This is a genomic window from Gilliamella sp. W8126 (genome assembly GCF_016102185.1).
Taxonomy (GTDB): Bacteria; Pseudomonadota; Gammaproteobacteria; order Enterobacterales; family Orbaceae; genus Gilliamella; species Gilliamella apis_A.
Genome location: NZ_JACFPE010000006.1, coordinates 99859 through 124492, shown reverse-complemented (window position 1 = coordinate 124492; position 24634 = coordinate 99859). Strand labels below are relative to the sequence as shown.

At 37.1% G+C, this 24634-nt stretch carries 20 protein-coding genes and 2 pseudogenes; 7 read left to right on the top strand and 15 right to left on the bottom strand.

From position 1 onward, the window contains the following. Positions 1-13 precede the first annotated feature (13 nt). On the top strand, positions 14-706 hold the full coding sequence (locus H3S74_RS10595) for a glutathione S-transferase family protein (RefSeq protein ID WP_198247853.1): 693 nt from the start codon (positions 14-16) through the stop codon (positions 704-706). A gap of 21 nt (positions 707-727) precedes the next feature. Then, on the top strand, positions 728-1258 hold the full coding sequence (locus H3S74_RS10590; RefSeq protein ID WP_198247852.1) for a hypothetical protein: 531 nt from the start codon (positions 728-730) through the stop codon (positions 1256-1258). 113 nt (positions 1259-1371) lie between these two features. Here H3S74_RS10590 and H3S74_RS10585 read toward each other — a convergent pair whose 3' ends face one another. Beyond that, the gene (locus H3S74_RS10585; protein WP_198247851.1) at positions 1372-2784 is read right to left on the bottom strand and encodes an FAD-dependent oxidoreductase; all 1413 of its coding nucleotides are present in this window, start codon (positions 2782-2784) and stop codon (positions 1372-1374) included. A gap of 14 nt (positions 2785-2798) precedes the next feature. Continuing rightward, positions 2799-7256 (bottom strand): glutamate synthase large subunit, encoded by a 4458-nt coding sequence (gene gltB, locus H3S74_RS10580; RefSeq protein WP_198247850.1) that lies wholly within the window; start codon positions 7254-7256, stop codon positions 2799-2801. Between the two features lie 395 nt (positions 7257-7651). On the opposite strand from gltB, the gene H3S74_RS10575 reads away from it, so the two are divergent. Next, complete coding sequence (locus tag H3S74_RS10575; protein WP_198247849.1) at positions 7652-8839, top strand: NAD(P)/FAD-dependent oxidoreductase; 1188 nt, start codon at positions 7652-7654, stop codon at positions 8837-8839. Here the strand turns inward: H3S74_RS10575 and H3S74_RS10570 are convergent, their stop codons facing one another. Next, positions 8840-10276, bottom strand: coding sequence for a sigma 54-interacting transcriptional regulator (locus H3S74_RS10570; RefSeq protein ID WP_181414698.1), 1437 nt, complete (start codon positions 10274-10276; stop codon positions 8840-8842). It abuts the gene before it with no gap. A 254-nt stretch (positions 10277-10530) separates the two neighbouring features. Between H3S74_RS10570 and lysA the strand changes: the two genes are divergently transcribed. Genes lysA through H3S74_RS10550 form a run of 4 tightly spaced genes read left to right on the top strand, consistent with a single transcriptional unit; the run spans position 10531 to position 15979 of the window. After that, on the top strand, positions 10531-11928 hold the full coding sequence (lysA, locus tag H3S74_RS10565) for a diaminopimelate decarboxylase (protein WP_086362972.1): 1398 nt from the start codon (positions 10531-10533) through the stop codon (positions 11926-11928). A gap of 55 nt (positions 11929-11983) precedes the next feature. Beyond that, the gene (locus H3S74_RS10560; RefSeq protein WP_086362971.1) at positions 11984-13396 is read left to right on the top strand and encodes an APC family permease; all 1413 of its coding nucleotides are present in this window, start codon (positions 11984-11986) and stop codon (positions 13394-13396) included. 18 nt (positions 13397-13414) lie between these two features. Then, a complete protein-coding gene (locus tag H3S74_RS10555; protein ID WP_110448519.1) occupies positions 13415-14521 on the top strand; it encodes an alanine/ornithine racemase family PLP-dependent enzyme in 1107 nt (368 codons plus the stop codon). 54 nt (positions 14522-14575) lie between these two features. After that, on the top strand, positions 14576-15979 hold the full coding sequence (locus tag H3S74_RS10550; RefSeq protein ID WP_198222131.1) for an amino acid permease: 1404 nt from the start codon (positions 14576-14578) through the stop codon (positions 15977-15979). A gap of 116 nt (positions 15980-16095) precedes the next feature. On the opposite strand, the gene H3S74_RS10545 is transcribed toward H3S74_RS10550, so the two are convergent. From H3S74_RS10545 to lplT, 12 genes and pseudogenes are all read right to left on the bottom strand, one after another. Next, complete coding sequence (locus tag H3S74_RS10545; RefSeq protein WP_065613828.1) at positions 16096-16701, bottom strand: MarC family protein; 606 nt, start codon at positions 16699-16701, stop codon at positions 16096-16098. Positions 16702-16858: 157 nt separating this feature from the next. Further along, a complete protein-coding gene (rplS, locus tag H3S74_RS10540; protein ID WP_025314641.1) occupies positions 16859-17209 on the bottom strand; it encodes a 50S ribosomal protein L19 in 351 nt (116 codons plus the stop codon). A gap of 31 nt (positions 17210-17240) precedes the next feature. Then, positions 17241-17993, bottom strand: coding sequence for a tRNA (guanosine(37)-N1)-methyltransferase TrmD (gene trmD, locus H3S74_RS10535; protein WP_198247848.1), 753 nt, complete (start codon positions 17991-17993; stop codon positions 17241-17243). Between the two features lie 16 nt (positions 17994-18009). Further along, positions 18010-18540, bottom strand: coding sequence for a ribosome maturation factor RimM (gene rimM, locus H3S74_RS10530; protein WP_086320463.1), 531 nt, complete (start codon positions 18538-18540; stop codon positions 18010-18012). Positions 18541-18559: 19 nt separating this feature from the next. Then, positions 18560-18808 (bottom strand): 30S ribosomal protein S16, encoded by a 249-nt coding sequence (rpsP, locus tag H3S74_RS10525; protein WP_034900786.1) that lies wholly within the window; start codon positions 18806-18808, stop codon positions 18560-18562. Positions 18809-19082: 274 nt separating this feature from the next. Beyond that, the gene (locus H3S74_RS10520; RefSeq protein WP_198247847.1) at positions 19083-19451 is read right to left on the bottom strand and encodes a DUF956 family protein; all 369 of its coding nucleotides are present in this window, start codon (positions 19449-19451) and stop codon (positions 19083-19085) included. 150 nt (positions 19452-19601) lie between these two features. Beyond that, the gene (locus tag H3S74_RS10515; protein WP_110448516.1) at positions 19602-20513 is read right to left on the bottom strand and encodes a PTS system mannose/fructose/sorbose family transporter subunit IID; all 912 of its coding nucleotides are present in this window, start codon (positions 20511-20513) and stop codon (positions 19602-19604) included. 16 nt (positions 20514-20529) lie between these two features. Then, on the bottom strand, positions 20530-21330 hold the full coding sequence (locus H3S74_RS10510) for a PTS mannose/fructose/sorbose transporter subunit IIC (protein WP_110448515.1): 801 nt from the start codon (positions 21328-21330) through the stop codon (positions 20530-20532). Between the two features lie 21 nt (positions 21331-21351). After that, positions 21352-21891, bottom strand: a pseudogene (locus H3S74_RS12730) (PTS system mannose/fructose/N-acetylgalactosamine-transporter subunit IIB); the annotation flags it as partial. 65 nt (positions 21892-21956) lie between these two features. Next, positions 21957-22323: pseudogene (locus H3S74_RS12725) on the bottom strand (PTS sugar transporter subunit IIA); the annotation flags it as partial. Positions 22324-22534: 211 nt separating this feature from the next. Then, on the bottom strand, positions 22535-23446 hold the full coding sequence (gene murQ, locus H3S74_RS10500; RefSeq protein WP_232354890.1) for an N-acetylmuramic acid 6-phosphate etherase: 912 nt from the start codon (positions 23444-23446) through the stop codon (positions 22535-22537). After that, positions 23433-24620, bottom strand: coding sequence for a lysophospholipid transporter LplT (gene lplT / locus H3S74_RS10495; RefSeq protein WP_198247846.1), 1188 nt, complete (start codon positions 24618-24620; stop codon positions 23433-23435). The genes murQ and lplT overlap by 14 nt, the downstream gene beginning before the upstream one ends. Between the last annotated feature and the right edge of the window lie 14 nt (positions 24621-24634).

Below are 24634 nucleotides of genomic sequence, written 5' to 3'. Positions count from 1 at the left end.
AGGAGTTCTAAGTATGAACTATACACTTTATATTGGTAATAAAAACTACTCAACATGGTCTATGCGACCTTGGGTTGTATTGAAATATTTTGATATTCCTTTTAATGAAAAGCTAATTAAATTTGATAGTTTTGCTGATGATTCTTTGTTTAAAAGAACGATGCTCTCAGTTTCAAAATATGGCACGGTACCAATTCTGATTGATGATGATCTGGTAATAAGTGATTCTTTAGCTATTTGTGAATATTTGGCTGAAAAGCACAATGATTTAGCATTATGGCCGACTGATAGCAAAAAGAGGGCAATTGCACGAAGTTTAGTGGCAAAGATGCATTCTGGATTTCAAGCTATTCGACATTATTTGCCAATGAATATTGAAGCAGAATTACCGGAAATAGGACAAATAATTTTACGAGATCATCAAGATGTAAAAAATGAAATCATGTTTTTAGATGAGTTATTATCTTCGTTATTAACTTCAAAAAATTCAGATGGTGACTATTTATTTGGTAATTTTAGTATAGCCGATGGATTTTATGCCCCTTTATGTCTAAGACTAAAAAATTATCATATAGCAACAAGTTCAGTTCTCAGCGATTATATTGATACTATTTGTAACACTAAAGGTGTGAAAGATTGGATAGCAGATGCATTGCAAGAACAATCTTTTGTAGCCATGGATGAACCTTATCGTTTACATAGATAAGTAAACATTGCTGAAAATAATATGAAAATACCATCCCATATAACCCAATATGCTATGGACATTATCGAAAATGGGTACAATGGTTTAACCTCTTTTTCTCTTCAGTCATCAACTAAAGAGCAATGGTTTGATATCTATTATTATGGTGAATTAGAAAATGGTGATATTACGGGCGTAGAACCGACTTTCGCCAATATTAAAATTGTTACAAATTCCACTAATAGTAAAGAAGAAATATTACTATTTGATGAAACTGAACATGGTTATAACGCAATGTTTTGTGATAGTCATTCTGATGAAGAAAAAGCGAATAGATTACTTGAAAAATTTAATGTTCCATCGTCAAAAATAAAATTAACAATTGGTTATAGTATTGACTATGATTCAGAAAAAGAACTTTATGAGTTTGATGAACAAGGTAATGTAATATTGCTTGATGGGCGAAAAATAGCTTGGCAACAACTACTTTGTGACGGCATTGACTCGTTATCAATTATATTAATTGACGAAACTGGCAATGAACAAGTGATAGTGGATGCAGAGCTGTCTTAACAGTGATATCTATTTTATTGTCGAAACTGAACTATCACTGAAATAAATTTCTTTGCCATTAAAAAACCCGCTTGTATTGAAGCGGGTTTGATTTTTTAAACAATGATTAGTGATTACACTTCTAAGTAATCCAAGATTCCTTCAGCAGCTTTACGTCCTTCACTAATTGCCGTAACGACTAAATCAGAACCGCGTACCGCATCACCACCAGCAAAGATTTTGGCATTGGTAGTTTGGTATCCTTTGATTTCTGGTGCTATTATTCTACCTCTATCATCAAAATCAACACCATGCTCAGCTAACCATGGCATAGCATGTGGTTTAAAACCAAATGCCATAACTACCGCATCAGCCGGAAGCACAAATTCTGAACCTTCGACAATCACTGGCGAACGACGGCCTTTTGCATCTGGTTCACCAAGCTCGGTTCTGACCATTTTTACCCCAGTAACTTGGCCACTATTATTGATTTCTATACTGAGAGGTTGCACATTAAATTGGAATTGTACGCCTTCTTCTTTGGCATTTTTTACTTCACGTTTAGAGCCCGGCATGTTAGCTTCGTCACGACGATAGGCGCAAGTTACTTCTGTTGCACCTTGACGGATAGAAGTTCGAACACAATCCATCGCGGTATCACCACCACCTAAGACAACGACACGTTTATTTTTCATGTCTATATATGGCGTATCTTCGGTTTGTTGATGTTGCATAATATGCTTAGTATTGGCAATTAAGAATGGTAATGCATCATAAACGCCATTAGCATCTTCATTTTCAAGCCCTGCACGCATTGATTGATAAGTACCCGCTCCGACAAAGACAGCATCAAATTCATTGATAAGATCAGCTAATTGAACGGTTTTGCCGACTTCAGTATTTAAACGGAATTCAACCCCCATTTCGGTAAAGATGCGTCTACGATTAATTAAGACTTCTTTGTCTAATTTGAAGGCAGGGATACCGAAAGTTAATAAACCACCAATTTCTGGATGGCGATCGAAAACGACTGGTGTTATACCATTACGGACTAATACATCAGCACAAGCAAGACCTGCTGGACCAGCGCCGATTATTGCGACTCTTAAGCCAGTTTTTTCAACATTAGATAAGTTTGGTTTCCAGCCCATTTTGAATGCTTCATCAGTAATATAACGTTCAATATTACCGATAGTTACTGCACCAAATTCAGCATTTAAAGTACAAGATCCTTCACACAGACGATCTTGTGGACAAACTCGACCACATACCTCAGGTAAACTATTAGTTTGGTGAGATAATTCAACTGCTTCTAAAATTTTCCCTTCATTGACCAATTTTAACCAATTTGGAATGTAATTATGGACTGGGCAGCGCCATTCACAATAAGGGTTACCACAAGCAAGGCAACGATCTGCCTGTGCTTGAGATTGCGAAGCTGAAAAGCCTTCATAAATTTCTACAAATTCAATTTTACGAATGTTTAGCGATTTTTTAGGCGGATCGACACGTTGTAAATCGATAAACTGATAAACATTTTGACTCATATCGTGTTTTCTCCTTACTGTGCCTGAACACGTAGTTCAGCTGTTGAGCGACTACGGTGACCTAATAATGCTTTAACATCGCTAGATTTTGGTTTAACTAATACAAATTGTTTAGCAAAATCTTCCCAATTAGCTAATATTTCTTCAGCCCAAGTTGAGTGGGTTAGTTGTGCGTGCTCCATAATTAAACCACGTAAGTGTTCTTCATGAATTGAATAGTCAGCAACATCTAACATTTCGACCAACTCTTTATTGATTCGCTTATGTAAATCGCCATCAGTATCTAAAATGTAAGCAAAACCACCGGTCATACCTGCACCAAAGTTAACGCCTGTTTTACCTAAAACACAGACAATACCGCCAGTCATATATTCACAGCCATTATCACCAATGCCTTCAACCACACTTATCGCGCCAGAGTTACGCACTGCAAAACGTTCACCTGCTCGGCCAGCAGCAAATAATTTACCGCCAGTGGCACCATATAAACAGGTATTACCAGCAATGGTTGCTTCATGGCTTAAAAATGCTGAACCTTGTGGTGGACGGATGACAATACGACCGCCAGCCATGCCTTTACCAACATAGTCGTTGGCATCGCCAGTCAGCGTTAAATCAACTCCGCCTGCATTCCATACACCAAAGCTTTGTCCGGCAGTACCGTTAAAATTCAAGGAAATAGGGGATGTGACTAAGCCTTGATCGCCATATTTTTTAGCAATATAACCAGATAAAGTTGTACCAACAGAACGATCGGTATTTTGAATGTCAAAGTAGAAACTTTTACTTTGACGATTATCCACAGCTTGTTGTGCTTGGGTTATAATCTCTTTATTCAGCACACCTTTATCAAATGGTTTATTGTCTTCAATACAGTGAACCGGTTTGCCTTCTATTGGGGTTGCCGTTTCAAGCAAGCTTGATAGATCCAATTTTTGTTGTTTTGCAGTAATACCATCAAGTTCAAGAAGTAAATCAGTACGACCGATTAAATCAACGATTCGACTAACGCCTAGTTCGGCCATAACTTCACGAGTATTACGTGCAATAAAACGGAAATAGTTCATCGCTTTTTCCGGTAGACCATGATAATGATCACTACGTAACTTCTCATCTTGAGTTGCAACACCGGTTGCACAGTTATTAAGATGACAAATACGGAGGTATTTACAACCCAATGCAACCATTGGTCCAGTACCAAAACCAAAGCTTTCAGCACCTAAAATTGCCGCTTTAACAATATCTGCTCCAGTTTTTAGGCCACCGTCAACTTGTAAGCGTATTTTGTGACGTAAACCATTAGCAACTAATGATTGTTGGGTCTCAACTAAACCTAGCTCCCATGGTGAGCCGGCATATTTAACCGAAGTTAACGGACTGGCTCCCGTACCGCCATCGTAACCTGAAATAGTGATTAAATCAGCATAGGCTTTGGCAACACCGGTTGCGATAGTACCTACTCCCGGTTCAGAAACTAACTTAACCGAAATCATTGCGGTTGGATTAATCTGTTTTAGGTCAAAAATCAATTGCGCCAAGTCTTCAATTGAATAGATATCATGATGTGGTGGCGGTGAAATTAATGTTACACCCGGTACAGAAAAACGTAATTTTGCAATATACGGGGTGACTTTATCGCCAGGTAATTGACCACCTTCGCCCGGTTTTGCACCTTGAGCAACTTTAATTTGAATAACATCAGCACTCATTAAATAACCTGGTGTTACACCAAATCGGCCAGAGGCAACTTGTTTAATACGTGATACTTTGATTGTGTTATAACGAGCTGGATCTTCTCCGCCTTCACCTGAGTTAGAAAAGCCACCTAAGGTGTTCATGGCTTCGGCTAATGATTCATGCGCTTCTGGACTTAATGCACCAATTGACATAGCTGCCGAGTCAAATCGTTTAAATAATGACTCTTCTGGTTCCACCTGATCAAGTGCGATAGCTGCGTTTTCAGGTGGATTGAGTTTTAACAGATCTCGCAAGGTTGCAGCTGGTCGATTATTTACGATATCTACATAGCGCTTATAATCTTCATAATTACCATTATTTACCGCTTTTTGTAGTGATTGTACTACATCAGGATTATAAGCATGGTATTCACCGCCATGCACAAATTTCAACAAGCCACCTTGTTCTAATGGTTTACGCCGTAGCCATGCTTTCTTAGAAAGATTGAACTGATCTTGAGCGAAATCATCAAAATTGGCACCACTAATACGGCTAGTTACTCCTTGGAAGCAAAGTTCAACCACTTCTTCATTTAGACCTACGGCCTCAAATAGTTTAGAACAGCGGTAAGAGGCAACTGTTGAAATGCCCATTTTGGACATGATTTTGTATAAGCCTTTATTAATACCATTGCGATAATTAAGAATTGCTTCTCGATAAGACTTATTCACAGTTCCATTATCTACCATTTTAGCTAGGGTTTCATAGGCTAAATATGGATAGATTGCTGTTGCACCAAAGCCAAGTAACACGGCAAATTGATGTGGATCTCGACAACTTGCTGTTTCAACAATGATATTGGCATCACAGCGCAAGTTCTTTTCAACTAAACGTTGTTGTACGGCACCGACCGCCATTGGCGCAGGGATCGGTAAACGGTCAGGGGCAATATTTCTATCTGATAAAATCAGTAATACTGTTCCTGCACGTACTTTTGCTTCGGCATCACCACATAATTGTTCAATTGCGTCACGTAAACTGCCGTCAATTTCATATGTGATATCAAGCGTTTCTGATTTGTAATAACGTGATTCTAAAGTAGTTAATTGTTTAAAATCAGAATGAACCAATACTGGATATTTAAATGCAACCCGATGTGCCTGGCCTTCTGCTTCGGCAAATACATTCATTTCACGGCCGATACTAGTCGATAGTGACATGACATGTGCTTCGCGTAATGGATCTATCGGTGGATTGGTTACCTGAGCAAATTTTTGTCGGAAGTAATCATAAATTAAGCGTGGACGACTTGATAACACGGCAAATGGTGTATCATCGCCCATTGAGCCAGTTGCTTCTTGACCGTTTTCACCTAAAACTCGAATACATTGGTCGAGCTCTTCGGCACTATAACCAAATTGTTTTTGGTAAGTTGCTAGTAATGTATCATCATAATCACGAGAACCGATATCATCATCAGGAAGATCTTCAAATGGGATAAGACGTTTCACATTTTTAGCCATCCATTCTTTATATGGATGACGTTTTTGGAGATCATTATCGGTTTCTGAAGATTGTAATATTCGACCTTCTTCAGTATCAATTACCAGTAATTCGCCCGGACCAACTCGCCCTTTGGTGACGACTTCATCTGGTTGATAGTCCCAAATACCGATTTCTGAAGCACAAGTGATGAGTTTATCTGTAGTAATAACATAACGAGCGGGACGTAAACCATTACGGTCTAAGTTACATGCAGCATAACGACCATCTGACATAACGATACCAGCAGGACCGTCCCATGGTTCCATATGCATGGAGTTAAAATCAAAGAAAGCTCGTAAATCCTCATTCATATCTGGATTGTTTTGCCATGCTGGTGGCACGAGTAAACGCATCGCACGGACAATATCCATACCACCAACTAAAAATAGTTCCAGCATATTATCTAGTGAGCTTGAATCAGAACCGGTGACATTAACAAACGGTGCCGCATCTTGTAGATCTGGAATCAATGGTGTTTTAAATTTGTAAGATCGCGCTTTTGCCCATTGCCGATTACCTTCAATAGTATTGATCTCACCATTATGGGCTAAATGTCTAAATGGTTGTGCAAGTGGCCAACGCGGTACAGTATTGGTTGAGAAACGTTGATGGAATAAACAGATTGCTGTTTCCATACGAATATCAGCTAAATCTAAATAGAATCGAGGTAAATCTTTCGGCATACATAAGCCTTTATAGATATTAACCTGATTTGAAAAGCTACAGACATAAAACGTATCATCTTGCACTCGTTTTTCAATACGACGGCGAACCATATATAAGCGACGTTCTAAATCAATCTTAGTCCAGCCAGCAGGTGCATTGACAAATACTTGTTCAATTCTTGGTAATGATGAGAGTGCGATTTCACCAAGCACACTTTTATCAATTGGTACTTCACGCCAACCTAAAACATATAAGGTTTCTTCTGCTAGCTCTTCTTCGACAATTTTACGGCTAGCTTGAGCTTCTGTTTCATCTTGACTTAAAAATAGCATGCCAACGGCATAATTAGCGGCTAAGCGCCAACCTGCGTCCTCGGCGACTAATCGGAAAAATCGGTCTGGTTTTTGCATTAAAAGACCACAGCCATCACCGGTTTTACCATCCGATAATATGGCACCACGGTGTTGCATACGAGCAAGTCCGTGAATTGCGGTACGCACCACTTTGTGACTTGGTTGCCCTTCAATGTGAGCAATTAAACCAAATCCGCAGTTATCTTTTTCATGATGCTGGTTATATAACATATCATTGCCTCAAATTCATCGTTATTATTTTTTGTGAAGGTATAGGCATTAATCCCATATTAGGTGTGAAGGTAATTAAAAATAGGTTTTAGGTCAAATAAATATTATTTATAAGTCAATATTTTAATCACTTAACCCATATATATTAATGAAGCTTATATCTTGTGTTAACTAATTGTTTTTATTGGTTTTAAATTTTTTTTAAGATTAAAGCTATTTAATTTAAAAATTTTTTCATAATAAGAATTAATATCTGATTAAAAAAAGTTTGAGGAAAGGGGTTTTTTAGCTATAAAAATTGATTATATTTGCTGATTTTTTCCAAAATCAGGGAGTTATAATCACCAGATTTATGCTGTTATAATAGATTATCGATTATTGGTTATAGATGAAATATGCAAACTAAAATTACAATTATAGGTGCTGGCGCTGCAGGGCTTTTTTGTGCTGGTCTGTTGGGACAACAAGGTCATGATGTTACTGTCATTGATAACGGTAAAAAATTAGGTCGTAAAATCTTAATGTCTGGTGGTGGTAAATGTAATTTTACCAATCTTAATGTCGAAGCAAATCATTATATTTCTGAAAATCGTCACTTTTGTAAATCTGCTCTAAAACGGTTTAGCCAATGGGATTTTATCCAATTGGTTAATCAATATGGTATTGCCTATCATGAAAAAGATCATGGTCAGCTATTTTGTGATAATTCAGCGCACGATATTGTCGACATGTTGGTCAAAGAGTGCCAAAAAGGACAAGTTAAATTTATGTTAAAAACACAACTTGAAGATGTTAATGAAGAGCAACAAGGATTTAAGTTATCTACTTCACAGGGTTGTGTTTATACTGATAAATTAATTGTGGCAACGGGTGGACAATCGATGCCTGCACTTGGTATGACCGCTATTGGCTATAAAATTGCTGAAAAATTTTCTATCCCAGTGGTGCCTGTAAAAGCAGGGCTAGTGCCGTTTACCTTGCATAAACCTTTGTTAGCTGTGTTATCGACGTTAGCAGGAATTGCGTTATCAGTTGAAGTATCGAATGAACGCATTAGTTTTAAAGAGAATCTATTATTTACCCATCGAGGATTATCTGGACCAGCTATTTTACAAATATCCAGTTATTGGCAAGCAGGAGAAGCCATCACGATCAATTTATTGCCTGACTTTAACTTTGAGGATGATTTTAAACCTCTGTTAGATAATAATCGTAATCAAAGTCTCAAAAATTGTTTAGCACAAATATTACCTAAGCGGTTAATTGAAGCATTAATACAACTAAATTTGATTGTTGATTTAACTGTTAAACAGTTAACACCTACTCAGCAACAAGCGCTGTATCAGACATTAACAACATGGAATGTAATACCAAATGGAACGGAAGGTTATCGTACCGCAGAAGTAACTTTAGGCGGAGTGAGTTGCGATGCGTTATCTTCAAAAACCATGGCAGCACAAAAACAGCCTAATCTTTATTTTATTGGTGAGGTTGTTGATGTCGCTGGTTGGCTTGGTGGTTATAATTTCCAATGGGCTTGGAGCAGTGCATTTGCCTGCGCCCAAGCCTTGAGTCAAGTATAATCAATTATCAATAACACCCATTTGGATATGATATTTTTTCACTTTATATTGTAATGTCGTTCGTGAGATATTGAGTAATTTTGCTGCAGTAATAATTTTACCATTGGCTTGATTTAATGCATCAATGATAAGTTGCTTTTCATAATGTTCAACTTGTTCGATTAGATTATGATTACCCGTTAACTCGTTAATACTTGGTTTTTCTATCTTATTTTCAAGTTGATCTTGTGGATAAGGACTATGAATATCAAATAGTTCTTCATCGAGAATAATTTTTTGTAATTCACCAGGTTCATTTTGTAATACCATACTACGGACAATCGCATTTTCCAGCATTCGTACATTGCCTGGCCACGGTGCTGACATTAATTGCTGCAACGCATGTTCACTGATACCGGTGATCACTATATTGACATCAGTTTTATGTTTATCGATAAAATATCGTGCCAATACAGGGATATCTTCTTGTCTTTCCCGTAAGGCTGGAAGTTTGATTAAACCAACATTTAATCGATAAAATAAGTCACTGCGCATTTTACCGCTTTTTAACAATTCCGCTGGAGACTCATTCATCGCCGCTACAATTCGTACATCAGCATATTTCTCTTTATTTCCACCTAAAGACCAATAGGTTTTTTCTTGCAAAAAGCGTAATAGTTTGCTTTGCATTTCAAGAGGCATAGCGTTGAGTTCATCAAGAAATAAGGTTCCGCCATTGGCCAGTTCGAGATAACCTTGACGATTTTCAGCACCGGTAAAGGCTCCTTTAACCGTCCCAAATAAAGTACTTTCAATCAATGTGGTTGGTAAAGCGCTACAGTTTAGTGAAATGAATGCTTTATCTCGGCGTTGACTGGTTTGATGAATTAAGCGAGCAAATAGCTCTTTCCCTGTACCAGTTTCACCAACAATTAATACCGGAACATCATTACTACCTAAAATATTAGTTTGATCGATAACCTCTTGCATTTTTTTCGACGCAAAAACAATTTCCGGTAGCGGTTGTTCTTTATTGTGATATAACTTTCTATTAAGGCGAAAAACCTGATCTTGCAACTGCCGAACATTGGATATATTTCGACCTATTTCAACTGCGCCGATAATTTCTTTATTATGATTATAAAGCGGTACAGTTGTGTGTTGATAATCAACTAATTTACCCACATGATTATAGTAAGTTTGATAGGTATCTTGATATTCTTTACCTTGTAAAGCTTGTAGCATAGTACTATCTTCTTTTTTCAAATTAGGGTAAACTTTAAGCATTGGTTTACCGATGGCTTGCTCCATTGTATAGCCATCAAGTTCTGCGCTTTCCTGATTGTAGTAAATATATTTACCTTCTTTATCAATAATAGCCATTGGCTGATGTATTAAATCAAAAAAATGTTTAAATATTTCCAATGCTTGTAATAATTCAGGATCAATTATCATGATTCTAAAACCTTTTTAAAATTGGATTATTGCTAAGTATAGCTAGCGTTGATTTAAATATCTTTCAAGTATTAATAAAAATAGTGACAAATTTTCGTCAGAAAACCATATTTCTTACTAAATGACTAGTATTTTATTTGTAATTATTTCGTTAAGATATTGATTATTTGTGTTTTTATAAGTTGGCACGTTGATTGCATTGTAAGTGAGTAATCTTTTTACTTACCTTTTTTATGTACTAATTAACTGGAGGTCATATGTCCGACACAATTATGTCAAATTATAACAAATTACGTACCGATCTAATAACAAAAGATCGTCGTTTTAGTGCGCAAAACGGCAAACTTTGTTTTGATGGTGTGAATTTGGAAGAATTAGCAAAGAAATATCCAACACCTTTCTATGTATTTTCTGAAAAAGAAATCGATCGTAATATTCAGGAAATCAAAGATTCGTTTAAAGCTCATCCAAACACAAAAATTTTCTATGCGTCAAAAACATGTTCAGTAATGGGGGTACTTAAAGCGATTAAAGATGCGGGTATCTATGCAGAAGCGAACTCAATGTTTGAAGTGCGTAAATGTTTAGAAATTGGTTTCCCTGGTAGCCAAATTGTTTTCAATGGTGTAGTTAAAAAACCGGTAGATTTAGAATTTGCTATTCAAAATGATCTTTATATCATCAACGTTGATAGCTTATATGAATTAGATATCATCGATGAAATTTCTCGTCGTTTGAAAAAAATGGCTAATGTTTGTGTGCGTGTTGAGCCAAATGTTCCATCTGCTACTCATGCAGAATTAGTTACTGCTTATCATGCTAAATCAGGTATTGATTTAGAACAAGCTGAAGAAACTTGTCGTCGTATTCTTGAAATGCCTTATGTACATTTACGTGGTTTACATATGCACGTGGGTGACCAAGTGCCAGAAGCGGAACCATTTGCTAAAGCGACTAAAGTATTAGTTGATGAATCACGCCGTTTAGAAGAAGTTTTAGGCATTAAATTTGATTTAATCAACGTCGGTGGTGGTATTCCTGTTCCTTATAAATATGATGATGAAAATGGTAACCCATTACAAGACAACATGTATGCAGGTATTACAGCACAAGATTTCGCTGATGCGGTAATTAGTGAAGTACATAAATGGCGTAAAGACGTTGAAATCTGCATCGAACCAGGTCGTAAAGTTACCGGTTCAGCAGGTGTACTTTTAACTGAAGTTGCTTGTGAAAAACGTAAAACTAACTACGATTTAGATGGTAACATCGAAGAACATGTTGAATGGAAATTTGTTGACGCAGGTTATAGCGTATTATCTGATAGTCAACATTTTGATTGGTTCTTCTATGTATATGATGCATCAAAAATTACTGAACAACATGATGAATACATTAAATTAGCTGGTCCATTATGTGATGGTGGTGACTATTTCCATGTTGGTGTTAAAGGTGAAGAATTCTTATTACCTAAAGACACTGAGATTGGCGATATCATTGCTTTCCTTGATGCTGGTGCTTATACCATCGAAAGCCAAACGGTTTATAACAATCGCCCACGTACGGCTGTTGTTATGATTGATAAAGAAGGCAAAGACCGATTGATTCGCCGTGAAGATACTTACGAGGATATGGTTGGATACGACGTGTATTAATCATGAGCTATCTGGGGCACTCAGTGCCCCAGATATTATAATGTGAGGTTATTTTATGAGTGATTCTAAAGATTCAAGTTTACTTGGTATTAAAGACATTGTGTTTATGAATGTCATTGCGATTCTAAGTTTACGTCAAATTCCTAATGTTGCTCCTTATGGAGCGTCAGCAATGGTGCTTTGGCTACTTGCTGCATTTTGTCTGTTTTTCCCATTAGCTATGGTTTGTGGCGAACTTTCTACTGGTTGGCCTAAAGATGGTGGGATATTTGTCTGGGTAAAAGAAGCGTTTGGTAAACGAATTGGTTGGATAGTAGTCGTTTGTTTCCTATTCTCATGCGTGCTTTTCTTCCCACTCATGTTGCAATTTGGTTTTACTGCAATTGGTTACATGTTTAGTCCTGAATTAGCACAAAATCAGGTGTTTATTGGTGTTGGCTCTATGGTGGTATTCTGGATCTTAACATTAATGAATATCAAAGGGATGAAATGGACTAAAATCATTAACAGTGTTAGTGCATGGTTAGGGGTATTTATTCCTGCTGGTATTATCGTGTTATTAGCTATTGTATGGTTAATGACTGGTCATCCAATGGCAACTGATTATAGCCATGTTAGTGATTGGATTCCGGATTTAAGTAGCTGGGACACTATTGTATTTTTATCAAGCATGATGTTCGCTTTTGCTGGACTTGAAGTTGCACCAATGATTGCAGGCCGTACTCGTGATCCACAACGAGACTTCCCTAAAGCAATGGCAGTATCTGCAATTGTTATTGTAGGTATCTATATGATCGGAACTTGGGCAATTAATACTTTATTACCTGCTGCTGATACTGATATTGTTGCCGGTGTAATGCAAGCGATGGAAGCTGCCGCTGAAGAATTAAATATGCCTTGGTTATTACCTGTAATGGCAATCTGTTTATTCTTTGGTGCATTAGGTCAAATTAACTCATGGTTAGTTGGTCCTATCTATATGTTACAAGAAGCATCAAAAGAAGATAACTTACTTGGTGAACGTATTGGTCGTTTACATCCAGTATATCAAACACCAGCATTTGCTTTAGTTATCCAAGCGATAATTGTAACGGTACTTTGCTTCTCAACATTTGTATCGCCAAGTATTGCTGCTGCATATTGGATGTTAACCGCATTAACAACCATTTGTTATTTTATTCCTTACTTAGTAATGTTTATTGCCTATTATCGTTTACGTATTACTCAACCTGATGTACCACGTAGCTTTAAGATCCCAGGTAAAGTATTACCAATTGTTTTACCAGGTTTAGGATTCTTATCTACATTATTTGCGGTGATCTTAGTCTTTATTCCACCAGCACAAATTGATATGGGTGGATATGTTGAGTATATCGCTAAAATTGTTGGTGGTGCAGTGCTTGCAATTGTGTTAGCTGAATGGATATACCATCGCGCACAAAAACGTAATCGCTTGCAACAACAATAAGATATAGAGGAGTAATTTATGTACAAACCTATATTAGAAATTGATTTAGGTAAATTAAAAGACAATGCTCGTGTTGAAAAAGAGCTATTAGCTAAACACGGCATTGAAGTTATGGCTGTAAATAAAGTTTTTGATGGTTGCGTTGAAACTGCCAAAGCAGTGCTTGATGGTGGTATTGATGTTATTGCTGAATCAAGAACCTACAATTTGAAGAAACTTAAAGATGCATTAAATTGTAAAACTTGCCTATTACGCAGCCCTTGTTTAAGTGAAATCAGTGAAGTTGTTAAGTATGCTGATATCAGTTTAAATAGTGAAAAACAAGTTATTCAAGCACTTTCTGATGAAGCGGTAAAACAGCAAAAAGTCCATCAAGTTTTATTAATGGTGGATATGGGGGATTTACGCGAAGGGATTTGGTTTGAACATGTAGACGATATTATTGAAACGGTCAAACTGATCCTTTCTTTACCCGGTGTTGAGCTTTATGGGCTTGGTACTAACTTTAACTGCTATGGAACTGTGCTACCGACAGTGAAAAATGGCGTAGATTTTTTACACATAGCACGCAAAGTTGAAGAAGCTTGTAATATCAAGATCAAATATCTATCTGCTGGTAACTGTACTAGTTACCATCTGCTTGATAAAGGGATCTGGCCAGAAGGACTAAATCACATCCGTATTGGTGGTTTACATGAGTTTGGTATTGAGTATGTCGATATGAAATATCTTGATGAGTTTCATCACTCAAACAAACCGGTCGAGAAAGCTTGTAGTGACATGTATAAATTATATGCACAAGTTATCGAACTTAATAGTAAACCTACCGTGCCTGTTGGTGAATTAGGTGTTGATGCCTTTTTGAACAGCAAAACTTTTGTTGATCACGGTACTCGTAAACGAGCTTTGCTTGCTTTTGGTCGTCAAGATGTGCCGGCGGAAAACTGTGTACCGGTAAATGATAACATTACGGTATTAGGTCAAACGAGTGATCATACTATCGTTGATATTGAAGATGTTTCTGAAACATTGCGAGTTGGCGATATGATCGTTTTTGAGCTTGATTACACAGCTCTGCTTATGGCTTGCCAAACCAACGGCGTAGAAAAACGATTTGTTTATTAATATATAACTGCTGCTGGGCAACCAGCAGCTATTATTGATTACTAGGCGGTTTACATGGCAACATCAGAACCTCAAGAAAGTCCTTATCCCAGTACTTTAAAGAAAAACTTAAAGAATCGTCATTTATTGATGATTTCATTAGGTGGTTCAATTGGTACAGGATTATTTATTGGTATTGCAGCGCCACTTAGCACTGTTGGGCCTTTAGGGACCATTATCGCTTATCTACTTGCCGGCAGTATTATGCTGTCTACCATGCTTTGCTTAGGTGAACTTTCTTGCGCATTCCCTCATGCAGGGTCTTTCCAGCATTATGCATTAATGTTTATTCCACATCCTATTTGGAGTTATACTATTGGCTGGTTATATTGGTTAAGCTGGGTACTATCTATGGCTGCTGACTTAACAGCGGCGTCTATGATTGCTCATCAAGTTTTTTCCTCTATTCCTATCTACATTCTTAGTCTAATTATTCTAACCGTTATCACTTGTGTTCATTTAACCTCTGTTCGAGCTTTTGGTGAAAGTGAATATTGGTTTTCAACAATCAAGGTATTAGCCATTATTACGTTTATAGCAGTTGGTATATATCTACTTTATCAACAATATAATCAAACACATGTGTTACCAACTTTTAAGACAGAGCAGGGCTGGTTTCCTAATGGATTTTTATCAATCTTTGTTTGTATGACTATTGTGACTTATTCATTTCAGGGGGTTGAATTAATTGGTAGTGCCGCAGGTGAAGCGCAATCACCCCAAACTGTTTTGCCTAAAATTATCACCGGTGTGGCGTTTCGGATAATTTTGTTTTATGTGTTAGCAATAGCCGTGTTAGCACTGGTATATCCCTATGGTACAACACATGATGAAATTAGCCCATTTGTTTGGGTATTCAATAAAGCGGGGATAACCTTTGCATCGTATGCAATGCTGTTCGTTATATTTTGTGCTGCGATTTCGGCTGCTAATTCGGCAGTTTATGCTAGTTCTAGAATGTTATGGTCGATGGCTCAGGATAATTTAGCACCAAAATATTTCTCAGAAGTGAATAAACGTGGCGTGCCAACCAAAGGAATATTGTTTATTGCTATTATTGCTTTAGTTTCGCTATTTTCTAAGTATATCGCAGCTGAAAAATTATACCTCTATTTAGTAGCAAGTACTGGGCAAGTTGGTTGTTTTGCTTGGATTATTATTGCTTGGTGTCAGTATCAATTTCGGAAAGGAGTAAATGAAGGTAAATATAGTAAAGATATGATTAAATTTAAATCCCCACTATTTCCTTGGTTAGCGATAATATCTATTACCGTTAACATTGTTATTATTGTTGGGGTCTGGTTTGGTGAATCAGGACATTTTATTTTATTATCTGAGGTAATCTTAATTTTTGTTATCTTGAGTACATACTACTTTTTTAAAAAACGAAAAGTTAAGTTGGATAACCAAATAGATTAATCATATTCATTATATATGTAATCACCTAATGATTAATTATCGGTGATTACATACAATCAAATATTAATATTTGCTGACAATACACAAATTCTATTTCTAACCTATTGTTAGCCAAATTATTTTAAGAATGCGGAGACACCTGTAAATACCACTTGCGCTGCAATAGCCGATATTAATAACCCCGTTAGTTTTGATAGAATAGCAATACCTGTATTTTTTAATACTTTAGCAATGCTTTTAGCGCATAATAGCATGGCATAAATACCACTAGAGGCAATTAGTAGAGAAATTGCACCAATCAAATTTTGCATAATACCAACTGAACTTGTGCCCATTACAATAATTGTACCGATTGATGCCGGCCCCATACATAATGGTATTGCTAGTGGTACGACACTAATATCATCATCGTCACTATGAATTTTATTTTTTTCCGGTGAATCATTCATTAAAGCAACAGCGGTAATAAATAATAATGCTCCCGAGCCAATTCTAAACGCATCGAGTGTAAAACCGAACACACTAAACATGGCATTACCAAAAAAGAATAGCACAATACCAATAATAAATACTGCACAAGATGTTTTTAATGCTATTTTGCGACGTTGTGCTTCATCATATTGTTTGGTACCACTTAAAAATGCACTTAACACTGCTGGTGGCGTCATCAATGCGAATAACTTGGTTGTGGTGGCAAGAATCTCAACAAGATAGTTATCCATTATGTTACCTTTTATATCATTTAGATATTACTTGAATTGTGTCAACGATTGTTGGCGGGAATGAACATTTACTATACACATAAAAACGGTCACCATAAAGGTGACCATTTTAATTGGATATATTTTAATTAGTTTATTAAATATGAACCAATTGGAATTAGTTAAGGCGCTCTTTGATACGAGCTGCTTTACCACGAAGTTCGCGTAAGTAGTAAAGTTTAGCTTGACGTACTTGACCACGACGTTTCACAGTAATTGAATCAACAATTGGTGAGTGAGTTTGGAATACTCGTTCAACACCTTCGCCATTCGAAATTTTACGTACTGTAAATGCAGAATGTAAACCACGATTACGAATTGCTACAACTACACCTTCATATGCTTGAAGACGTTTTTTGTTACCTTCAACAACCCATACTTTAACTTCTACCGTATCACCCGGGCGAAAAGACGGGATGTCTTTTTTCATTTGTTCTTGTTCTAATTGCTGAATAATTGCATTTTTCATAATTTTGTCTCTTACTAGTTATACTGAAATATTATTGGCTCGGTTTATCATTATATTCCTGTTGGAATTCAGTGAGTAAACGTTGCTCTTCATCAGTCAGAGCTAGATTTTCAAGAAGATCTTCTCTTCTCAACCAAGTTCGTCCTAGTGATTGTTTTAATCGCCAACGACGAATCGCTTCATGGTGACCAGACATTAATACATCGGGCACCGCCATTCCATCTAACACCTCTGGACGAGTATAGTGTGGGCAATCAAGTAAACCGTTAGCAAAAGAGTCTTCTTCTGCTGATGATTCATGATTTAACACGCCAGGGATAAACCTTGCTAATGCATCAATCATTGTCATCGCCGGTAATTCACCGCCACTTAACACGTAATCCCCAATTGACCATTCTTCATCAATTTCGGTTTGGATAACGCGTTCATCTATACCTTCGTATCGTCCACAAATCAAAATCAATTTTTGATATTGTGACAACTCGCAAACTCCCTGTTGGTTTAATTTGCGCCCTTGTGGAGAAAGATAGATTACTTTAGTCTCTTCACCTGCTACAGCTTTGGCTGCATGAATCGCATCTCTAAGTGGTTGTACCATCATTAACATGCCTGGACCACCACCATAAGGCCTATCATCGACAGTCTTATGCTTATCATGCGCAAAATCGCGCGGGTTCCAATAATCTACTGTTAACAGCCCATTTTTAACGGCTCGACCAGTTACGCCATAACAGGTAATAGCTTGGAACATTTCGGGAAAAAGGCTAATTACGCCAATCCACATATTCTTACCTTACCAATTAAAATGCAGGATCCCAATCGACCACAATCATTTTTGTTGTTAAATCAACTTGTTTAATAAATTGTTCTTCAACAAAAGGGATTAAACGTTCTGTTGCTCCAAATGCATCTTTTAGATTTGCTTTAACAACCAATACATCATTAGAACCGGTTTCCATTAAATCAGTTACCTGACCTAAGTCATAACCATTAACTGTTTTTACTCGACAGCCAATCAAATCTTTCCAATAAAAATCACCTTGATTTAGTTCAGGCAATTTCTCAGCATCAACAAATACTTCAGCATTCGTTAACGCATTAGCTTGGTCGCGATCATCAACGCCTTTGAGTTTAACAATCATGTCCTGATTATGAGGTTTAAAGCTCTCAACGACTACTTCTTGCCATTTACCAGCACGCTGGATATACCAAGGTTTGTAATCAAAAATACTATCTGGAAATTCTGTAAACGAAAAAATCCTGAGCCATCCACGAATGCCGTAGCTTGAACCAAGTTTACCCACAACAATTAGATTCTCAGTATTCATCATCACAGTTACTATTACTTAATTAAGCAGCTTTTTGTGCTTGTTTGATCAATGCATTAACACGATCAGAAACAGTTGCACCTAAACCAACCCAATGATTTACGCGATCAAGATCTAAACGTAATTCTTCTGCTTTACCTTGTGCAATTGGATTAAAAAAGCCAACGCGTTCAATAAAACGACCATCACGTGGGTTACGGCTATCAGTGACAACTACTTGATAAAAAGGGCGCTTTTTAGAGCCACCACGAGCTAAACGAATAGTTACCATAACATCCTCTTAAATTAAAAAATAATCTTTCTTTTGCCCAACATGGACAAAATCAAAGCCCCAGAATTATACTCTTTCTAGCAAAAAGTGCAATGATTGATTGAGTGTGAAAAAGCGTGGTGGATTTGGTTATTGGCAAGTTTTGTTATGAATGAATATAAATTAATCTTTTAACCAATTTATATTATAGATAATAAGCTTAAGTTATGTTGGCTAATTAGCTGAATTATAATATTGCGATAGTTAGCCTTTTAAATAGCTGTGTGCCCAATAATTAAGGCTTTTTACGCCTAAATGCGCGAATTAAAACATCAAAAAAACCTAATGATTTAACCATTCTCTGACTATCAACATATACTCGGATAGCTCTTAATACTTGTTTGGGATCTTTAGATGCAAATGCAAATGTACCATCTTTTTTGGTTTGTATAGAGTAACGTGATATCCATCTTCCTTTAAAAAATACCGATGCGATGACATAATCGATTTCTTCCCAAGGTATTTGAATATATTTGCGAGGATCTCGCTGATGATAAAATTCGAACGCTTTATCGCCAATCATAATATGACCGTATTCTGAAAGTCCTGAAAAAGCTGTCGCTTTTACTGTTAAATCTATTTTGCTATTTAATGACTGAACCATTTAGTTGTTTGTATCCCTTATGCAAATTTGAGTTACTCATTACACCCTTTTTTGATTATTTTGAAAAAAGGGTGATTAATGTTTGAGGAAAGCGACAATTTTTGCTTTAAAAAGTACTCTCCTCAATTTTTTTAGTCAAAACGATTATTTTTATAAAAGACCGACAACGTGACCCAAAATACCGACTAAAAATAGTCCAAGAATAATTAAAATTGGCGATACTTTTTTACGAAGTAACCACATACATAAGAAAGTTAATAATAATGGCACTAGTCCAGGTATTAACTGATCTAAGTTATTTTGTAAAGTAGTGACTTTTTCTTGGTTAAGCGCCAATCCACTTTGCATTTGAATCAATGCTTGGTGAATACCTTCGGCACCAGCTGGAAGGGAATTCCAATCGATAAATGCACCATTATCTAATTTAACCGTTGATACAATTGGTTGGAATTTTATTGAAACCCATCTTTGCACTAATGCTGCTAGTACAAACATCCCCAAGATAGATGCACCTTTGGTGATTTTTTGTAGCAAACCACCACCTAAATTATCGGTAATTTTTGAACCAGTACGATACCCGAATTCCTGGGTAAACCACATAAAGCTCCCACGAATAATATTCCAAAATAAGAAGAATAAAATTGGTCCTAAAATGTTACCGCTTAGGGCGAGTGATGCACCAAGTGCGCCTAGCATTGGACGAACAGTAAACCAGAACACAGGATCACCTACACCGGCTAAAGGTCCCATCATTCCCACTTTTACCCCTTGAATTGCAACATCATCAACTGGTGCACCATTAGCTCGTTCTTCTTCTAAGGCTAGAGTTACACCTAGTACTGGTGATGCTAAATAAGGGTGAGTATTAAAAAATTCTAAATGGCGTTTCAAAGCCGCTGAACGGTCTTCTTTTGTAGTATATAATTTTTTGATAGCGGGAATCATTGAATAGGCCCAACCACCATTTTGCATACGTTCATAATTCCAAGAACCTTGGAGGAAAGTTGAACGCCAAGCTACCGCTAAACGGTCTTTTTTGCTTAATTGAATTCGATCTGTCATGTTCTTCTCCAAGTTCCTAGTAATCATTCAAAATATCATCAAGTGGATCGCCTTTACTTCCACCACTTGATGAATTACCACGTTCAGAAAGGTTTATATAAATCAGTGCTAAAGCGATACCTAAGGCACCGAGTGCAATCAAAGTTAATTGTGATATTGCTGCAACCACAAAACCGATAATGAAAAATGGCCAAACTTCGCGGTTTGCCATCATATTGATTACCATGGCATAACCAACGGCAACAACCATTCCACCACCAATAGCCATACCAGTTGTTAACCATTCAGGCATTGCGTTTAATGCTTCTTTGACGGCTTCAGCAGGAATAAATAATAGTGCAGCAGCTGGAATAGCAATACGTAGACCTTGTAAACAAACACCTAACATTTGTAGCCATTCTATTTTGCGAATATTACCTTCTTCAGCTGCGGCATCCATTAAGTGTACTAAAGGTACGGCAATCGTTCGCACAATCATAGTTAAAAATAGGCCGGCAACAGCAAGCGGAATGGCAACGGCAATCGCAGTTGATACACCTGCAACACCTTGACCACCAAGCACTAAGATAATCGATGAAGCGACAGCAGCAAGAGCGGCATCAGGTGCTACAGCGGCACCAATATTTGCCCAACCTAATGCAATCATCTGTAATGATCCACCTAGTACGACACCAGCTTCTAGATTACCTGTTACCAGACCAATTAAGGAACAAGCAACCAATGGTTGGTGGAATTGGAATTGATCCAAAATACCTTCCATCCCGGCTAAAAAAGCAATAACTATCACTAGAATGATAGCAACAATTGATAAAGTCATAATAATAACCCCTTAATTAAACTATTTTTGTTCAGCTAATTCTTGTTTCGCTTTTTTTAATAATTCATCCATATTATCGTTTGAATCATTAGGCACTTTGCGAACGTCAAATTTCACATTTTTCGCTTTCAATTTTTCGAATGCATCAACATCTTCAGCGCTCATTGATAACACTTTATTGACCATTACTTTGCCAACTGAATGTGCCATTGAACCCACATTTAATGTTTCAATATCGACACCACCGTCTAAAGCACGCAGTACATCTTCAGGGTTTTCGAACAGTAATAAGGCTTTGGTATTGCCAAAACGCGGATCATGGGCAACTTGAATAATCTTTTTAATTGGCACGACATTGGCTTTAACTCCAGGAGGAGCCGCCTCTTCAATTAGTTTTTTCCGTAATTCATCTTTGGCTACTGAATCGGAAACCACGATAATCCGATTAGGATTTGTGGCTTTAGTCCAAGACGTCGCCACCTGACCATGTAATAAGCGCGAATCAACACGAGCTAATACTATTTTCAACTTACCATCACCTAACACGGTACCTTCTGGGATAGTATTTGATTGTTGGTTGTTTACTTGTGGTTTAGCCGCAATTTCAACAGTTGTTCGAATTCCTTCCTGAGCTGACTCTATAATTGCTGTAGCCACTTGTTTGGCACTATCCATGGATAAACGTGATGAATAGGCTTCGATCAGCATAGGAAGATTCAAGCCAGCAACGATAGCCCAATTTGGGTGTTCGCCACAGAGTGTATTGGCTTGATTAAATGGTGTTCCACCCCATAAATCAACTAAAAACAGTACTTCATTTTGGTTATCGAAAGTAGCTATTGCTGCTAGCATCCGTTCTTTTAAACTTTCTGGACTATCACTTGGGTGCAAGGTAACGGCTTTAACGTTTTCTTGCTCGCCAAATATCATCGTCCCTGATTGTAAAATACCTTCAGCAAATTCACCATGAGTTGCTAGGATAATTCCAACCATAACGTACCTCCTAGGTTTTTATATTATTGCTAATATAAAGTTAATAAAATAAAGCAAAGTAATTTTATTTTAGTTAACAACATAAGCTATTACCTTGATCTGTATCAAAGATTAATAACAATAATTGTCAACTGATTAAATAATCTTCATTTAACTAACATATTAAAATTATGTCATGCTTTCTAAGGCTACAGCGTAATAAGAGAATAAATTAGGTATTATTTTGTACTAATGCTTTACGAATGAAGCCATTATTTTGTTCGAGTTTTGTTTTTGCTTGCTGAGCGGTTAGTCCGGCAAGAATCATTAAAATAGCTGTTTTACAATGTTGATTACATTGATTTAACGTTGTTATAGCTGTATCTCGGTTGCAATCGGTGGCTAGCATAACAATTGATATTTGCCGTTCAACAAGCTTAGCATTAGTGGCTTCAACATCAACCATTAAATTACCATACACTTTACCGATTTTAATCATACTGGCTGTTGTTAACATATTGAGGATCATCTTTTGTGCAGTGCCGGCTTTCATTCTTGATGAACCGGTAATGACTTCGGCTCCGACAATAGGAGTAATAGCAATATTAGCCAAATTAATCATTGGTGCATTAGGGTTGCAACATAAACTTACCACTGTAGCGCCAAGTGATTTTGCATATTGCATGCCTCCAATAACATAAGGTGTGCGCCCACTAGCAGCGATACCAACTAAAATATCTTTAGCACTAAAATTAATATGTTTTAAATCATTAATTGCCAATTCGGGGGAATCTTCTGCATTTTCGACAGCTTTAAATATGGCAGGTTTACCGCCAGCAATTAGACCAATGACTTGTTCTGGAGGGGTTCCATAAGTGGGTGGGCATTCGCTAGCATCTAAAATACCTAATCTCCCCGAGGTCCCAGCTCCAAGGTAGATTAAACGGCCATGATTTAGGAATGCATTGCTGATTGCATCCACGGCATTAGCGATGTAGGTAAGTTGTTTTTCGACTGCGAGTGCCACTTGTTTATCTTCATTATTGATAATTTGCAGAATTTCAATTGTGGATGCGCAGTCAATATTTTCGCTCGCATTGTTGCGATTTTCGGTGACCATAGCCGATAAATTAATGTTTGGCATGTGATTTTAATCCTAACCATACAAAAGCAATAAGAATAGCAAATAGCATACCAAAACCGACGCCAATTGTAATGACTGATAATCCACCAGCGACAGCTAAGGTATAAGCACTTAACATAATCATCATTGCGCTATACTCGCTTAAGTTCTGTATTGAAATAACACTTCCGGCACCGACAAGCTCTTTACCAATTTTTTGAATTAGTGCATTTAATGGCACTAAAAAATAACCGCCTAATGCACCAATCACAACTAATAATATATAAGAGCTAATCATATTACTTTGTAACGTGAATGCGATGACGGCAAATCCCATTAATATCCCAGCTGGAATACAACGTAATGTATTCGAAATTGAAACCAAAGCACTAGCCAATGCCGCACCAATAACAATACCTATTGCTACAACAGCATTTAGATTCGTTGGAGTTGAATTGTCGGTAATACCTAAAACAATTGGTACCCAGCTGATTAATAAGAAACGCAGAGTAATGCCTGCCCCCCAAAATAGACTGGTACCAAGTAAAGTATAAAGGGCTTGTTTATTATTGAAGATGATTTTGATGGTTTTAGCGAAATCTTTTATCATACTTATCAACTTCCACTCAATATCTTGTCGAGCAGCAGGTAATTTGGGAATAAAAATATTTGCTATTACCGCTAGTCCATACATAACAACACAAGTAAGCAACGCTAAAGTAATATCTAAATCAGCAATATGGCCACCGGCAAGTGAACCAAGCAAAATAGCTGCAATGGTTGACGCTTCTATTAAGCCATTCGCTTTAACTAAATTATCGCCGGAAGTGAGTTCTCCTAAAATACCATATTTTGCTGGTGAGTAACCGGCTGCGCCAACACCGACTAAAAAATAGCCTAAAAATGGATTGATATTTAAGCAGATAATCGCTGCACCTAATAATTTAACGCCATTTGCAATCATCATCGCTTTGCCTTTCGACATACTGTCAGCAAATTGACCAACAAAAGGAGAAAGAAGGATAAAAGGAATTACAAAACCGATTTGCAATGCTGATTGGCTCCATTCTGGATAATGGAGCTGCTTAATAAAAGCAAGAATAGCAAAAAAAATTGCATTGTCAGCAAAGGCTGAAAAAAACTGAGCTAGCATGGTCGCTGCCATGCCAACTGATAACAATGGTTGTTTAGACATATCGAATCCTTGCT

Excerpts from the sequence above, each read along its gene's own strand:
- H3S74_RS10595 (WP_198247853.1), top strand. The coding sequence starts at position 14 with ATGAACTATACACTTTATATTGGTAATAAAAACTACTCAACATGGTCT.
- H3S74_RS10590 (WP_198247852.1), top strand. The coding sequence starts at position 728 with ATGAAAATACCATCCCATATAACCCAATATGCTATGGACATTATCGAA.
- H3S74_RS10585 (WP_198247851.1), bottom strand. The coding sequence starts at position 2,784 with ATGAGTCAAAATGTTTATCAGTTTATCGATTTACAACGTGTCGATCCG.
- gltB (WP_198247850.1), bottom strand. The coding sequence starts at position 7,256 with ATGTTATATAACCAGCATCATGAAAAAGATAACTGCGGATTTGGTTTA.
- H3S74_RS10575 (WP_198247849.1), top strand. The coding sequence starts at position 7,652 with ATGCAAACTAAAATTACAATTATAGGTGCTGGCGCTGCAGGGCTTTTT.
- lysA (WP_086362972.1), top strand. The coding sequence starts at position 10,531 with ATGTCCGACACAATTATGTCAAATTATAACAAATTACGTACCGATCTA.
- H3S74_RS10560 (WP_086362971.1), top strand. The coding sequence starts at position 11,984 with ATGAGTGATTCTAAAGATTCAAGTTTACTTGGTATTAAAGACATTGTG.
- H3S74_RS10555 (WP_110448519.1), top strand. The coding sequence starts at position 13,415 with ATGTACAAACCTATATTAGAAATTGATTTAGGTAAATTAAAAGACAAT.
- H3S74_RS10550 (WP_198222131.1), top strand. The coding sequence starts at position 14,576 with ATGGCAACATCAGAACCTCAAGAAAGTCCTTATCCCAGTACTTTAAAG.
- H3S74_RS10545 (WP_065613828.1), bottom strand. The coding sequence starts at position 16,701 with ATGGATAACTATCTTGTTGAGATTCTTGCCACCACAACCAAGTTATTC.
- rplS (WP_025314641.1), bottom strand. The coding sequence starts at position 17,209 with ATGAAAAATGCAATTATTCAGCAATTAGAACAAGAACAAATGAAAAAA.
- trmD (WP_198247848.1), bottom strand. The coding sequence starts at position 17,993 with ATGTGGATTGGCGTAATTAGCCTTTTTCCCGAAATGTTCCAAGCTATT.
- rimM (WP_086320463.1), bottom strand. The coding sequence starts at position 18,540 with ATGATGAATACTGAGAATCTAATTGTTGTGGGTAAACTTGGTTCAAGC.
- rpsP (WP_034900786.1), bottom strand. The coding sequence starts at position 18,808 with ATGGTAACTATTCGTTTAGCTCGTGGTGGCTCTAAAAAGCGCCCTTTT.
- H3S74_RS10520 (WP_198247847.1), bottom strand. The coding sequence starts at position 19,451 with ATGGTTCAGTCATTAAATAGCAAAATAGATTTAACAGTAAAAGCGACA.
- H3S74_RS10515 (WP_110448516.1), bottom strand. The coding sequence starts at position 20,513 with ATGACAGATCGAATTCAATTAAGCAAAAAAGACCGTTTAGCGGTAGCT.
- H3S74_RS10510 (WP_110448515.1), bottom strand. The coding sequence starts at position 21,330 with ATGACTTTATCAATTGTTGCTATCATTCTAGTGATAGTTATTGCTTTT.
- murQ (WP_232354890.1), bottom strand. The coding sequence starts at position 23,446 with ATGCCAAACATTAATTTATCGGCTATGGTCACCGAAAATCGCAACAAT.
- lplT (WP_198247846.1), bottom strand. The coding sequence starts at position 24,620 with ATGTCTAAACAACCATTGTTATCAGTTGGCATGGCAGCGACCATGCTA.